Genomic DNA, 12985 nt, shown 5'->3' with positions numbered 1-12985 from the left:
CTCTTAAACTTCCATAATCTCTTTCTCTTTCGCAGCAAGAACCTTATCTACTTCCGCGATGTATTTATCCGTCGTTTTCTGAATATCCTCTTGATGCCGGCGCGACTCGTCTTCCGAAATGTCCGTTTTTTCCATCTTCTTGATCTCGTCATTGGCATCGCGGCGAATGTTGCGGATGGCGACTTTCGCCTCTTCTCCATGCTTCTTCGTCATCTTCACGAGTTCAACGCGGCGCTCCTCCGTTAGCGGCGGAATCGACAGCCGGATGGACGATCCGTCATTCGCCGGGGTCAGCCCGAGATCGGATTTCTGGATCGCACGTTCGATATCGGACAGCGATGATTTGTCCCAAGGCTGAATCAGTAATGTCCGGGAATCCGGCGTATTGATGTTGGCCAACTGATTGACCGGAGTCGGCGCTCCGTAATACTCCACCTGAATGCGATCCAAAAGCGATGGGGCCGCTCTTCCCGCACGCAGCGTCGCAAGATCTCTTTTCAGCGCCTGGATTGCTTTGTCCATACGTTCTTCGGCATGCTTTTTAACCGACTGTGGCACTATTCAACACTCCCTTTAACAATCGTCCCGATTTTTTCACCGAGCACGACGCGCTTAATGTTTCCTTGTTCCGTAATGGCAAACACGATCAGCGGAATGTCATTGTCCATACACAGCGATGAAGCCGTGGAGTCCATAACACCTAGGTTTTTATTCAGCACATCCAAATAAGTGAGGGTTTCGTACTTCACTGCATTCGGATCAACAAACGGATCGGCGGAATAAACGCCGTCCACTTTATTTTTCGCCATAAGGATAACTTCGGCTTCGATTTCGGCGGCGCGCAGCGCAGCGGTCGTGTCCGTGGAGAAAAACGGATTACCCGTACCGGCGGCAAAGATGACGACCCGGCCTTTCTCCAAGTGACGGATAGCCCGGCGCCGGATATAAGGTTCGGCGATTTGCTGCATCGCAATGGACGTTTGCACCCGGGTCGGAACCCCGATCTGCTCCAGCGCATCCTGCAGGGCCAGGGAATTCATCACGGTCGCGAGCATGCCCATGTAATCGGCCGTAGCCCGGTCAATGCCCTTAGCGCTTCCGGCAATCCCGCGCCAAATATTGCCCCCGCCGCAAACGATCGCCACCTGAACGCCCAGTTCCACCACTTCCTTGACCTGTTCGGCGATGGATGTAATGGTGTCCGCGTCGATACCGTACCCGTTTTGACCGGCGAGCGACTCTCCACTGACCTTTAAGACAACACGTTTAAACACTGGCTGTTCCAAATGTATACCTCCACATCGAACTCATTCGCGACAAACAGTAAAGAATAACGTCTACCGACGTAAACTCTAAGGAGACAAACCACGATTAGCGGCAGTTTTTCTTAAAAAAGAAGGAACACGGCGTGTTCCAACTTTCCTTACGTTTATGATTGGCCTTTAGATTATTTATTTACTTGGGACATTACTTCTTCTACGAAGTTGTCCACTTTCTTCTCCATACCTTCACCAAGCTCATAACGAACGAAGCGGCGGATGGAAATGTTTTCGCCGATCGTGCTGATTTTTTCGCTAACCAGTTGGGAGATCGTTTTGTCCGGGTCTTTAACGAAAGCTTGCTCCAGCAAACAGAACTCTTCAAAATATTTGCCGATGCGGCCTTCCACCATTTTTTCCACGATTTTTTCCGGTTTGCCTTCGTTAAGGGCTTGTGCCGTTAAAATTTCCTTTTCCTTATCGATTTCTTCCTGCGGCACTTCTTCGCGGCGAACGTAACGCGGGCTCATCGCGGCGATATGCATGGCGATGTCGCGGGCGAAATCTTTAAATTGATCCGTCTTCGCAACGAAGTCGGTTTCGCAGTTGATTTCCACCAGAACCCCGATCCGTCCGCCGGCGTGTATGTAAGACTCAACCACGCCTTCCGTAGCGATGCGGCCAGCTTTATTGGCGGCAGCGGCAAGACCTTTTTCGCGAAGCAATTCAATCGCTTTCGTCAGATCGCCGCCAGCTTCTTCCAGCGCTTTTTTGCAATCGAGCATCCCTGCGCCCGTTTTTTCACGTAGTTCTTTAACCGTTTTAGCGTCAACAGCCATTGTTTAATTCCCTCCGTTATTGTTATGAAAATCAAAAACCGATTTTTAAACTTCCTTATTAAATCAAGGTTTAAAAATCGGGTTTTCAGCACCGAGAAGGTTGAATGAAGCTAGGGACTGAGCAGCGCAGCGTAGGTGAGCCTACGTGAGCAGCGGAAGGCCCGGCTGAATTCAAGATTCGATGTCGAACTCACTTCTTGATTCAACTTCGTGATCAAAAACCGATTTTTAAACTTCCTCTTTAAAAAAAGGGTAGTGAGAGGTTTGACACCTACCAACCACCCTTTTCATTTAGTTTATCGTTTGTTGTCGGCAATTAGCCGCTTACGCCGTTGTTTGCTCACCTTGGTTAGCTTCGATCACGGCATCCGCCATTTTGCTGGTCAACAGTTTAACCGCGCGAATCGCGTCGTCGTTGCCCGGAATGACGTAGTCGATTTCGTCCGGATCGCAGTTGGTATCTACGATACCTACGATCGGGATACCAAGTTTGCGGGCTTCCGCTACCGCAATGCGCTCTTTGCGAGGGTCGATGACGAACAAAGCGCTTGGCAGACCTCTCATGTTCTTGATCCCGCCGAGGAATTTCTCAAGGCGTTCTTTCTCCTTGCGAAGAATGATAACCTCTTTCTTCGGCAATACGCTAAACGTACCGTCTTCTTCCCAAGTTTCCAATTGTTTCAGACGGTCGATCCGTTTTTGAATCGTTTGGAAGTTGGTCAACGTACCGCCCAGCCAACGTTGGTTAATGTAGAATTGGCCAGCGCGTTCCGCTTCTTCCTTCACGGAATCTTGAGCTTGTTTCTTCGTGCCTACGAACAGAATGGTTCCATTCTCTTCCGCAATGCTTTTTACGAAGTTGTAAGCTTCTTCGACTTTCTTGACCGTTTTTTGCAGGTCGATAATGTAAATGCCGTTTCTTTCGGTGAAGATATAACGATCCATTTTCGGGTTCCAGCGACGAGTCTGGTGACCGAAGTGAACGCCTGCTTCAAGCAGTTGTTTCATGGAGATTACTGCCATCTTCACGCACCTCCTAAGTTTGGTTTTTTTGTGATGCTTCCTCCGCAGGTGTCATTTCCCGACAAGACTCTCAAGCGAGAGCACCCTTGGCGAAATCCTCCTGCGTGCGTTATAACACCGTCAATTAATATACCATAAGTGAAAAACGGATGCAACCGAAGTTTCCCGTAATTTCGCCCTTGTGGACGGATGCATGCGAAAAAGGCGCCTTTCGGCGCCTTTTTCGGATCGGCTCGGTTTATTTCCCCGAAGCCTTTGGCGAAATTTTGGCAATAATCGAGTCGTAATCTTCACCCTCGGTAAACGCGTACGTTCCGGTACGGATCTTGTTGTTGATTTTTTTCGCTTTGGCCGCCTTCAAAAACGCTTCCTTATCCGTAATCACGCCTGCCTTATACAAGCCTTCCGCCACGCCGGCAAGCGTGCTGCCGTAAGCGATTTTGTATTCGACGGAAACCGCGGCTGGCTTTGCCGGCTTAGCGGGCGTTTGCGGCTTCGCCGCTTCCGGGTTTGCCGCTGGCTTGTTTTCTGCCGGGTCCCTCTTGGCTGGTGCGGCGGGAGCTTCCGGAGCTTTGGGATTCCGGGGTGACGCCGGAACGTCCGGCTCCGCTCCTGCTCCTGCATCCTCCTGGCCGTTGCCGGCCTTCTCCTGCCACTGCTCTTCAGTCAGCAGCTCTTCATGAGCATCGACGACCTTCAGGCCGAGTTGTTCGGCCGCTTGCTGCACCTGATCCGCCGTATAAAGCTTGCCGCCCCCTTGCCCAAGGATCATCAACTGCAGGAGGAGCGCTCCGGCAATCAGGCCGCAGCCAAGGCCTAGCATAAAATAACGGTTTTTGATCATCGGGACTCCTCCTTTTTGGCCAATTGCAGGATAAGCTGCACCTCGCCCCGCTGAAGTCCCGTCGATTTCGCGATCATGTCGATCGATTTTCCTTTTTCATATAAGTCAAACAGTTCCGGATACCGGCCGCGCACATGATCGGCGTTATCCTCCGTTTCGGGCACCGGTTCGGCGGCTGGTTCGGCGGCCGATTCGGTGCCCGAAAGAACGGCCAAGCCGGACGCTTGTCCGGAAACGGCTGCATTCGCTGACGTCAGGCTTGCTTCCGCTGTGGCCGCAGCCGGGAGCGAAGCGGAAGCGGCGTTCTCCAACGCGGAAGCCGCCAAGCTCTCCAAGCGCGATTCGCTCTGCCGGGCCGAAAACTCCACGTCGCTAAGCCGTTTGCGCAGCTCGGCGATCTGCTCCTGCTGGGCCAGCTGCTTGGAGGCAAACTCCTGCTTCATCTGGGACACCAAATCGATAAGCTCCTGATTTTCTTTTTCGATTTCCGACATGTATTGTTCCAGCGTGGCTTCCATCTCTTTCGCCGCATCGTTCTTCGGGCTTGAGGCTTGGCGTCCCGGCAAAAGCAGGGCGTAAACAAGCGCCGCCGCCCCCAGAAGTACAACATAAAACCAGGGGTCTCCAAATGACAATGTAATCCTCACCTTTTTTGCTGTTGAATTGAAGTGCCAAAACTTAAGGCCCGCCTGCATCCTCCCCTGATTCATGAGGTGAAATCCCCGAATTACAGAGAGAAATCGATGTGCCGTCCTTTATATGGATGCTCGGCCAATTGCTCCGGCTTCGGCTCCTGCTCGTCCGGTTTGCCGCCGGAGCCTTGTTCCGGTTCCTGTTCCTCGCTGAAGGAACCATTTCCTTCCCGCCTTACGTTCTTATTACGGTTGCTCTCATCCACCCCAGCGCTCCGCTGGCGTTCTGCCTCGCTGGTTTTGACAGCTTGCAGCGAGAGCAGATTTTGATCGAGAAGAGGTCGATGCTGCTGATCATGCTGAACGCGACCCGCTTCGCTGGTACGCGGGACCGCGATTTGCAATTCCACAGGTTTCATATTCATGGGATCACCTCATCCGAAATGAAGTAAAAAACTTCGATAAGATCCAGGTAGTCCTCCTCAAGAGCCGTTACTAGATGTAAGCCGACATGGAAATATCCCCTTCGCTGTAGTAAAAAGACATGCGCGAAATGGGCTCTTTGATATATTTCGTATAACGGCCAATCACGATTTTGGAACCGCCGTAAATCATTTTTAATACGTCGACGCGGGCCTTGCCGGTATCCTCCAACGCCTTTTCGATCGCAAGCATGCGTTCTTTCATCAAATCCAATTCCTGCTTATTCGATTTTTTAGTCAAATTCAATTTGGAACGCATCGCCACCTTGTCCGGCGTCAGCTTTCCCAACGAGGCGAGCTGATCCAAAAGTGTCAGCGCTTTCTCAGTTTTGTCGAGATTCGCCAGCTGTTCCTTAACCTGCTGGCGCAAATCCTGAAGCTCGTTACGCAATTCCGGCAGCGCGCCCACCTCGATCGAGGTTGTCGTCGACATCGGGTTGCCGATGATCCGGGCAATCACTTTTTCTCCGGCCTGAATGCTGCCGCCGACGATAAGCCCTTTCGCCCCGCTGCACAAAACGTCGCGCCCGGCACGGATATTGGAGTGCATAATGCTCTGGGAAACGCTGACATCCTCCCCCGCTTGAACGTTTCCGTCCTGAATAAACGAGCTTTTCACGTTTTGGCCGGCTTTAACCAAACCTTTGTTATACCCGATGATCCCGCCGGTGATTTCGATAGACCCGTCGGCGTACAACTCCGCCCCTTCAACCCCGCCAACAACGCGAATGTCCCCGGCCGCACTGATCCTAAAACCGGTCAGCACATTACCGCGGACAACGACGGTTCCCACGAAATCGATATTGCCGATGCTGTAATCGACGTCCCCGTTGATCTCATATATCGGGAAGACGTTCAGCTTCCCCTTCTCGGTGAGCGTCACCAAACCGTCAATCGCCGCATACAAAGCGGTCTGCTCCGGGTTGAGCACGACGTTTTTCCCGACTTTGAAGCGGGCGGCTTTCCCCTCTTTGCAGGGAATCGTTTCCCCGGTCACGGCCGTTCCCGGGCGTCCGGGCACAGGAGGGACAAGTTCGGCGATAATTTGGCCTTTACGGATATTGTTCAGTCTCGTAATATCCTTCAAGTCCACTTTGCCGTCTTCGGTTTCCGCCGGTTGATGGCGATTGTCGTCATCGAGGGAAATCGCATAGCGGATTGAACCGTCTTTCCCGTGCACCGGTTCCTGTCCGATGGCTATCGGCGTTCTACTGAAATAGTACTCCTGCGGATTGGACGCAAAACGTCTGACAATGTCTTCCTGTATCCCGAATTTCAGGCCTTCGCTATGTAGAAATTGGTGCAGCGCGTCCTCCGTACAAGAAAAATCATCTTCCTTCTTTAAAAACTGCAGGTAGGCTACCGTCTTGTCATCATTTAACGTGACACTTAAGATCTGCCTCAAATCGTCCATAAGCTCCAAGAAGTCGTTCCTCCTCTCTTCCGTTTCGCTCGTTCATGATTTACCCGTCAGTCTTCGCACATCAGCAAATCCCGCTGCTTCTCCAAACTGCCGCGAAGCCGTAAAATCGCTTTGGAATGAAGCTGGGAAATTCGCGACGGCGAAAGCGACATCACTTCCGCGATTTCGCTTAATGATAAATCTTCATAATAGAGCAGGGAGACGACCGTTCTTTCCTTTTCGGTCAGTTTTTCGATTCCTTTTGCCAATGAATCCCTTAAATAAAACTCCCTGACTTTATAATCCGGGTTTTTTGCTTTTTCGTCAACGAGTAATGTGAGACGAGTTTCCGATTCTTCTTCGCGAATCGGGTCCTCGAGGGAACAAAGCGTCATGACGGCGACTTCTTGGAGCATGCTCTGAAACTCTTTCTCGCTGATATTCAAGTAAGCGCTCATCTCCTCGTCCGTCACGGAGCGGAGATATTGCTGTTCCAAATGCTGATAGCCTTCTTCGATTTTTTTGGCTTTCTCTCTCACGGAACGGGGAACCCAATCCCCCTGCCGAAGGCCGTCCAGAATCGCTCCTCGTACCCGCCAGGATGCATAGGTTTCGAATTGAAGACCGCGTTTATAGTCGAATTTTTCGACCGCATCGATCAGCCCCATCACCCCGTTGCTGGCTAAATCATCTTTGGAAACGTTCTTGGGAAGGCCAACGGCGAGACGTCCCGAAACGTAGTCGACAATATGCAGATACTTTTCGATAAGTTGTTTCTTGGCCTCCAAATCGCCGTGTTCTTTCCATCTTTCCCAAACCTCGGCATAATTCAGAGTAGAAGTCTTCCGCTCGTTCAATTGCCTTCACCCTCCTTATTTTTCTGTCAGGTGACGAACGACCTTAGCCAGCTCTTCAGGATCTTTGTCGTCAGGTGTTTTTACGAGTTTCGGCGGACTCAGCGGCGTAAAATCCGCGGACTCGCCCGGCGCATCCGCGGGCGGCTTCAGCAGTTCATTAAGCTGCTCGCTTTCGTCCGGTGTGGTCAGGTCGAGATTGCCCCCTTTACCCTCCTCCGAAAGCATGGCCTCCTGCGGTTCGGCCGTTTCGTTTTCCGGAATTTCCTTCAGAAACCCGAACATCCAGCTTGCCGCAAAGGCAAGCCCAAACCAGACGGCAAAGGCGATAAGTCCCCGAATAAAGCTGGTCAGAAACAAATTGTTCCCCGCCGATACCGCAAATGTAATTAGAAAACCGATAAAGCCCAACAACCAGTAATATCGCGTTTTTCCAGCCATGGCTACAATTCCTTTATCCCCATTTGTACACTGCGCACATAAAGAATCCCCGTTTCGTTATCCAGTTCGATGGTCCGGCCGTAATTTCCGCCGGTATCCTCCGCCAACAAGGGAATTTTCAATTCCTTCAGCTTCATTTTGCAAGATTCCGCGTTTCTCGGTCCGATTCGCATCGAATCTCCGCTCCCCCCAAAAGAAAACATCTGCGATCCTCCGGCCATTTTGGCCACCAGCCGGGATGGAGAGGCCCCGAGATCGATTAGTTTGCGGTACAGCTCCGGAATGGCCGTATCCGCATATTTTGCGATGTTCAAGGATCCTTCCCGCGCGATCTCCGAAGAGGGCAGCATGACATGCGCCAAGCCGGCCACTTTCAATTGCGGATCATACAGCGTAAGCCCAACGCAGGAGCCTAGCCCAGTCGTACGAATCAATCCCTGCTGTGTTATGACGTTCAACTCGGCCATGCCCACTTTTACAACGCGTTGTTCATCAATCATGCTGGGCCGGTACCCCCAACGCAGTGAAAATTTTGGCGAATGAATCCGGATCGGGAATCAGAAAAAACTGTCCCTCTACCTCATGATGTCCTTCGATAAACGTAGTATCGATCAGCAGGGCGGAGTCTCCCATTTCACCAAACTGCAGGAGTCCATAACTCAGGATCGCTCCTGCCATATCCAGCGCCAGCGCAGGTACCGTCGGCGCCATCGACAGGGACGTAAAATCGGCCAGCGAGGACAAATAGGAGCCCGCCAAAATGTTGCCGATTTCCGAAAGCGCGGACCATTCCATTTCCGAAAAGCTCTCTTCGCTTTCCACGTCAATCCCCGCAAGGCGATGCAGTAGTTTTTTGGCCGCTTCCGGGCTTAAAATGAAGAACAGATTTCCCGGAGCTTCGCCTTCCACGCGGAAAAATACCGCTAGCACGATATTTTCGGCGCCGCCGACGCGTTCGGCAACCGCTTCGAAAGGCAGCATCTGCACCTTCGGCACCGCCATATCGATCGGCTTGTCCAGCAGCTTCGACAGCGCGGTCGCCGCGTTGCCCGCCCCGATGTTGCCGACTTCTTTTAAAATGTCAAGCTTCAAATCTTCAAAGTCTTTAAAGAGCTCCACGGTCTTAATCCTCTAAACTTTCCAGCTGGATGATTTCCTTCCGGCTAAGCACTTCGGAAAGGTTTAGCATCACGAGCAGGCGCTCCTCGGATATTTTGGCCACTCCGTCCAGGTATTTGGCTTTGACTCCGCCGACGACATCGGGCGGCGAATCGATCAAATCGGAATCCAAATCGACGACATCGTTGGCGGAATCGACGATAAAGCCGACCTCCAACTCATTGGCCGCAACGATAATGATCCGGGTCTGATCGGTGTACTCCGTTTCCGGCAAACCGAAACGGCCGCGAAGATCGATGACGGGAATGACGACGCCGCGCAGGTTAATAACCCCTTTAACGAAGGAAAACGTCTTAGGCACGCGCGTGATCGGCATCATCCGCTCGATCGTTTGCACTTTGTCCACTTCGATGCCGTATTCCTCATGACCCAACTTAAAAACGATGACTTTTAACTCCTGTCCCATGTGGAAATCCCTCCTTAATGATTCGAACCTTATTTAATGAATGCGTTTGGATCAATGATGAGCGCCACTTGCCCGTCTCCCAAAATGGTGGCCCCAGCCACGCCCTGGATCGAAGGGAGGTATTTGCCCAGGTTCTTGATGACGATTTCGTTTTGTCCGATAAAATCCTCCACCGCAAACGCGGCCATTCGGTCGCCTTTACGGATAACCACAATCTCCGTCTCTTCCTCTTCGCTTTCCGAAAAGCCCGGAATGTCGAACAATTGGGCGAGCGACATCAGCGGAATATGCGTGTCCCGATACGGAATCATCGTGTAGCCGTGCACCTCGCGAACCTGCTCCCGCTTGATCAGTCCGGTTTCGACGATGGAGGAGAGCGGAATCGCGTATTTCTCCGCTCCGACTTTGATCAGCATCGCGGATATGATCGATAGGGTCAGCGGCATCTGAACCGAAAATTTGGTTCCGGCGCCAAGTTTGGATTGTATCGAAACAACCCCGCTGAGCGATTCAATCTTGGATTTGACGACATCGAGGCCGACGCCGCGTCCGGAAATGTCGGAAATCACTTCCGCCGTGCTGAAGCCCGGAGCGAACAGCAGCATGTACACCTGTTCATCGGTCATGGATGCCGCTTCACTCTCCTTGACGACCCCGTTCTTGAGCGCTTTTTTCAGCACCTTGTCGCGGTCGATGCCGTGCCCGTCATCTTCGATTTCGATAAACACGTGGTTGCCGCTGTGGAAAGCGCGCAGGTTGACCGTTCCCGTCTCCGGTTTGCCGGCAGCCACCCGTTCGGCCACTGGCTCGACCCCATGGTCGACGGCGTTCCGCAGCAGGTGGACGAGCGGATCGCCGATTTCGTCAATCACGGTCCGGTCAAGCTCCGTTTCGGCTCCCACGATGACGAGGTCGATTTTTTTGTCGAGCGATTTGGCCAGGTCGCGGACCATCCGCGGAAACCGGTTAAATACGGTATCGATCGGCACCATCCGCAGCTTCAGCACGATATTTTGCAAATCGCTGCCGACCCGGCTCATGTGCTCCACCGTTTCCGTCAAATCGGCGCGTTTTACTTCATTCGCCAACTGCTCCAGACGGGAGCGGTCGATGAGCAGCTCGCTGAGCAGGTTCATGAGCACATCCAGCCGGTCGATATCGACGCGAATCGTCCGCGACGGAGCCGGAGTGCCGCCGCCGGCGCGAGCGCCGCTTTTATGTTCCCCTTGCTGCGCCGAAGGTTTGGCCGCAGGCGCGGGATTGGCTGCATTTGTCTCCGGAGCCGGTGCGGGGGCGGCCGCGGCGGATGCCGCCGTTTCTTTGGCGCCGGCCGCAAGCTGGGCGAGCGTCTCGTGATCCAATGCCGCCACCTGAGCCGAACCGATCTCCGAGAGATTCATAATCATGCTTTGAATTTCAGCAGCCTCTTTCTGCGTTATGTAATAAAGCGAGAAACTGCGGTCAAATTTCTCTTGTTCAATATCCTGCACCGAAGGGTAAGCCTTCACGATTTCCCCGAAGCGTTCCAGCAGGTCGAACACCATGTATGCTCGCGCCGCCTTCAACTGGCTATCCTCGGAAATCGCGACTTCGACATAAAGCACCCGATGCCCTTCGGCGATGGACTGCTCCAGAACGGAATATTGATACTGGTCCAATTGGATCGCACCGGCTCCGGATGCTCCTTGAGCTTCCGCCGCCGGTTTGCCGTCCGCGCCGCCGCCCTGCCCAAAATCGCCGCGCACGATCGACTGCAGATCGGCCACGATGGAACTGACGTCGGCCTTCCCTTCTCCCCCCTGGGTAATGTCCTCAACCATCGACTGCAAAGCATCGAGGCCGCGGAACAGCGTATCGAAAATGAATTCCTGCATTTTCAGCTTCTCGTTGCGAACCAAATCGAGCACGTTTTCCATTTGGTGGGTGAGGGATGACAGATCCTCGAAGCCCATCGTTGCCGCCATCCCTTTTAAGGTATGCGCCGACCGGAAAATGACCTGGACGATGCTGATATCGTCCGGACTGCTTTCCAGTTCCAGCATCTTTTCGTTCAGTGATTGCAAATGATCGTTCGACTCATCGATAAACATGGATAAATATTGATTCATGTCCATGGTGAGGCACCTCCTCCAAGAGATTCCGTTTATTTCACAACTTGTACAAGCTTGGGGCCGATTTCTTGCAGCGGCAAAACATGGCTGACGCATTTCAGTTCGATTGCCGAGCGCGGCATGCCGAACACGACGCAGGTCTCTTCGCTCTCGGCAATGGTGGAGGTCACGCCAGCGTCATACAGCCGCTTCATGGCTTTCGCCCCGTCGCTGCCCATCCCCGTCAGGAGCACGATATGCCGCTTTAGCGATTCCAGCGGGAGCAGCGACTTATACAAGACATCCACCGACGGCCTGTGTCCGTTGCAGGGCTCTTCCTGCGACAGATGCAATCTGTAGCCTTCCGCCGGACCAGGCACCACGTTTAAATGGAAACCTCCCGGAGCAATATAGGCCGTACCGCTGAGCAGCTCCATTCCTTCTTCCGCTTCGACCACATTCAGTCCGCTCAAGCTATTGAGGCGTTGGGCCAGCGATTTGGTGAAATTCGGCGGCATATGCTGCACGATGACGATCGGGGCCGGAAAATCCGCCGGAATTTTCTCCAGCACGGCCTTCAGCGCTTTGGGGCCGCCCGTCGACGTGCCGATCGCGACCAAATCGGTAAAGCCCCTTGGGGCGGCGCTCCGCGGGCGGGAACGCGCGGCTGCGCCGCCGGCCGCTTCCCGGGCCGCGGCGGCCTCCGCCTGAGCCGGCTCCAGCGGCGGCTTTGGCGTCGCCGCAGGCGCGCCCTGCCGCGCGGAGGCCGCGCGCGCTGCCGCTGCAGGCGGAGCCAGCGGCTCCCGGCGCGGCGGCCCGCCCGCAGGGCGCGCGCTGCCTTGCGCCTGCGGCGGGCGCCGGTCCGCTTCGCCCCGGCCGGCAGCCGGCGCGGCCGGGGGCTGCGCCGCGGCCTGCCCGGGCTGCTGCCGGGGCAGGCGCGCGTCCTCGCCGCCGCTGCCCACAGCCCCGGGCGCGGGCGGAGACGCGGCGCCGCTGGCCGAAGGGGGCGCCGCTGGCCGCGCCAGCTTTTTCCGGCTCGGCGCAGCCGCCTTGCCGCCCGCACCCGCGCTGCCGTCCGCAGGCGGCGCCATTGCGGAGCGCAGCGCCGCCTCGCGGGCCGCCTTCCGCTCCGCAGCCAGCATGGCGCCCCGTATCTGCTCACGCAGCTCGCGTCCGACCTGAGCGATGTCATGCGAGCTGGTGGAGGCCGACGGCTTGCGGATAAAGTCGAAAGCCCCGAGCTCCAGCGCCATGATGGTCTCCCGCATGCCCTGCTCATTGATTCCCGACAGCATAATGACCGGGAGCGGATGCTCCTTCATAATGACTTTAAGCGCGTCCAGCCCGTTCATCTCCGGCATCTCGACATCCATCGTTACAAGGTCGGGCTTCAGCCCCGCGATTTGCTCGATCGCTTCCCGGCCGTTTTTCGCCGTAGCCTCCACTTTGAAATCCGGATCCTGCTCGATAAGGTCGGACACGATTTTTCGCATAAACGCCGAATCGTCTACCACCAATACTCGATAAGACATCG

The 12985-nt window shown here is 54.3% G+C and carries 15 protein-coding genes; all 15 read right to left on the bottom strand.

The genetic code is table 11. The features are described from left to right. Positions 1-3: 3 nt before the first annotated feature. Complete coding sequence (gene frr / locus EHV15_RS22565) at positions 4-558, bottom strand: ribosome recycling factor (RefSeq protein ID WP_128633197.1); 555 nt, start codon at positions 556-558, stop codon at positions 4-6. Beyond that, positions 558-1286 (bottom strand): UMP kinase, encoded by a 729-nt coding sequence (gene pyrH, locus EHV15_RS22560; RefSeq protein WP_128633196.1) that lies wholly within the window; start codon positions 1284-1286, stop codon positions 558-560. Before pyrH ends, frr begins: the two co-directional genes overlap by 1 nt. Positions 1287-1447: 161 nt before the next feature. Beyond that, the gene (gene tsf, locus EHV15_RS22555; RefSeq protein ID WP_128633195.1) at positions 1448-2098 is read right to left on the bottom strand and encodes a translation elongation factor Ts; all 651 of its coding nucleotides are present in this window, start codon (positions 2096-2098) and stop codon (positions 1448-1450) included. A gap of 324 nt (positions 2099-2422) precedes the next feature. Continuing rightward, on the bottom strand, positions 2423-3121 hold the full coding sequence (gene rpsB / locus EHV15_RS22550) for a 30S ribosomal protein S2 (RefSeq protein ID WP_128633194.1): 699 nt from the start codon (positions 3119-3121) through the stop codon (positions 2423-2425). A gap of 238 nt (positions 3122-3359) precedes the next feature. Then, positions 3360-3965: an MltG/YceG/YrrL family protein gene (locus EHV15_RS22540; RefSeq protein ID WP_128633192.1), complete on the bottom strand. Its 606-nt coding sequence runs from the start codon at positions 3963-3965 to the stop codon at positions 3360-3362. Beyond that, positions 3962-4600 carry a hypothetical protein gene (locus tag EHV15_RS22535; protein ID WP_128633191.1) on the bottom strand — a complete coding sequence of 213 codons (639 nt, stop codon included), beginning with the start codon at positions 4598-4600 and terminating at the stop codon, positions 3962-3964. Before EHV15_RS22535 ends, EHV15_RS22540 begins: the two co-directional genes overlap by 4 nt. Before the next feature lie 92 nt (positions 4601-4692). After that, entirely contained in the window at positions 4693-5022 is a 330-nt protein-coding gene (locus EHV15_RS22530; protein WP_128633190.1) for a hypothetical protein, read from the bottom strand. Positions 5023-5092: 70 nt separating this feature from the next. Next, complete coding sequence (locus EHV15_RS22525; RefSeq protein WP_425464445.1) at positions 5093-6502, bottom strand: flagellar assembly protein A; 1410 nt, start codon at positions 6500-6502, stop codon at positions 5093-5095. Positions 6503-6549: 47 nt separating this feature from the next. Continuing rightward, positions 6550-7338: a FliA/WhiG family RNA polymerase sigma factor gene (locus tag EHV15_RS22520; protein ID WP_128633189.1), complete on the bottom strand. Its 789-nt coding sequence runs from the start codon at positions 7336-7338 to the stop codon at positions 6550-6552. Between the two features lie 15 nt (positions 7339-7353). Then, a complete protein-coding gene (locus tag EHV15_RS22515; protein WP_128633188.1) occupies positions 7354-7776 on the bottom strand; it encodes a hypothetical protein in 423 nt (140 codons plus the stop codon). Between the two features lie 2 nt (positions 7777-7778). Beyond that, complete coding sequence (locus tag EHV15_RS22510; RefSeq protein ID WP_128633187.1) at positions 7779-8276, bottom strand: chemotaxis protein CheD; 498 nt, start codon at positions 8274-8276, stop codon at positions 7779-7781. Continuing rightward, positions 8269-8895 carry a chemotaxis protein CheC gene (locus tag EHV15_RS22505; protein ID WP_128633186.1) on the bottom strand — a complete coding sequence of 209 codons (627 nt, stop codon included), beginning with the start codon at positions 8893-8895 and terminating at the stop codon, positions 8269-8271. The genes EHV15_RS22510 and EHV15_RS22505 overlap by 8 nt, the downstream gene beginning before the upstream one ends. A 4-nt stretch (positions 8896-8899) precedes the next feature. Continuing rightward, a complete protein-coding gene (locus EHV15_RS22500) occupies positions 8900-9361 on the bottom strand; it encodes a chemotaxis protein CheW (protein WP_128633185.1) in 462 nt (153 codons plus the stop codon). Between the two features lie 29 nt (positions 9362-9390). Then, positions 9391-11475 carry a chemotaxis protein CheA gene (locus EHV15_RS22495; RefSeq protein WP_128633184.1) on the bottom strand — a complete coding sequence of 695 codons (2085 nt, stop codon included), beginning with the start codon at positions 11473-11475 and terminating at the stop codon, positions 9391-9393. A gap of 29 nt (positions 11476-11504) precedes the next feature. Continuing rightward, a complete protein-coding gene (locus EHV15_RS22490; RefSeq protein WP_128633183.1) occupies positions 11505-12983 on the bottom strand; it encodes a protein-glutamate methylesterase/protein-glutamine glutaminase in 1479 nt (492 codons plus the stop codon). Positions 12984-12985 lie beyond the last annotated feature (2 nt).

The sequence above is a fragment of the Paenibacillus oralis genome (assembly GCF_003863965.1).
Lineage (GTDB): Bacteria > Bacillota > Bacilli > Paenibacillales > Paenibacillaceae > Fontibacillus > Fontibacillus oralis.
This window is presented reverse-complemented; position numbering and strand designations above follow the sequence as displayed.

Coding starts and splice junctions, on each gene's coding strand:
- tsf (WP_128633195.1), bottom strand. CDS start 2,098: ATGGCTGTTGACGCTAAAACGGTTAAAGAACTACGTGAAAAAACGGGC.
- EHV15_RS22515 (WP_128633188.1), bottom strand. CDS start 7,776: ATGGCTGGAAAAACGCGATATTACTGGTTGTTGGGCTTTATCGGTTTT.
- rpsB (WP_128633194.1), bottom strand. CDS start 3,121: ATGGCAGTAATCTCCATGAAACAACTGCTTGAAGCAGGCGTTCACTTC.
- EHV15_RS22530 (WP_128633190.1), bottom strand. CDS start 5,022: ATGAATATGAAACCTGTGGAATTGCAAATCGCGGTCCCGCGTACCAGC.
- EHV15_RS22510 (WP_128633187.1), bottom strand. CDS start 8,276: ATGATTGATGAACAACGCGTTGTAAAAGTGGGCATGGCCGAGTTGAAC.
- EHV15_RS22540 (WP_128633192.1), bottom strand. CDS start 3,965: ATGATCAAAAACCGTTATTTTATGCTAGGCCTTGGCTGCGGCCTGATT.
- EHV15_RS22495 (WP_128633184.1), bottom strand. CDS start 11,475: ATGGACATGAATCAATATTTATCCATGTTTATCGATGAGTCGAACGAT.
- EHV15_RS22500 (WP_128633185.1), bottom strand. CDS start 9,361: ATGGGACAGGAGTTAAAAGTCATCGTTTTTAAGTTGGGTCATGAGGAA.
- EHV15_RS22490 (WP_128633183.1), bottom strand. CDS start 12,983: ATGTCTTATCGAGTATTGGTGGTAGACGATTCGGCGTTTATGCGAAAA.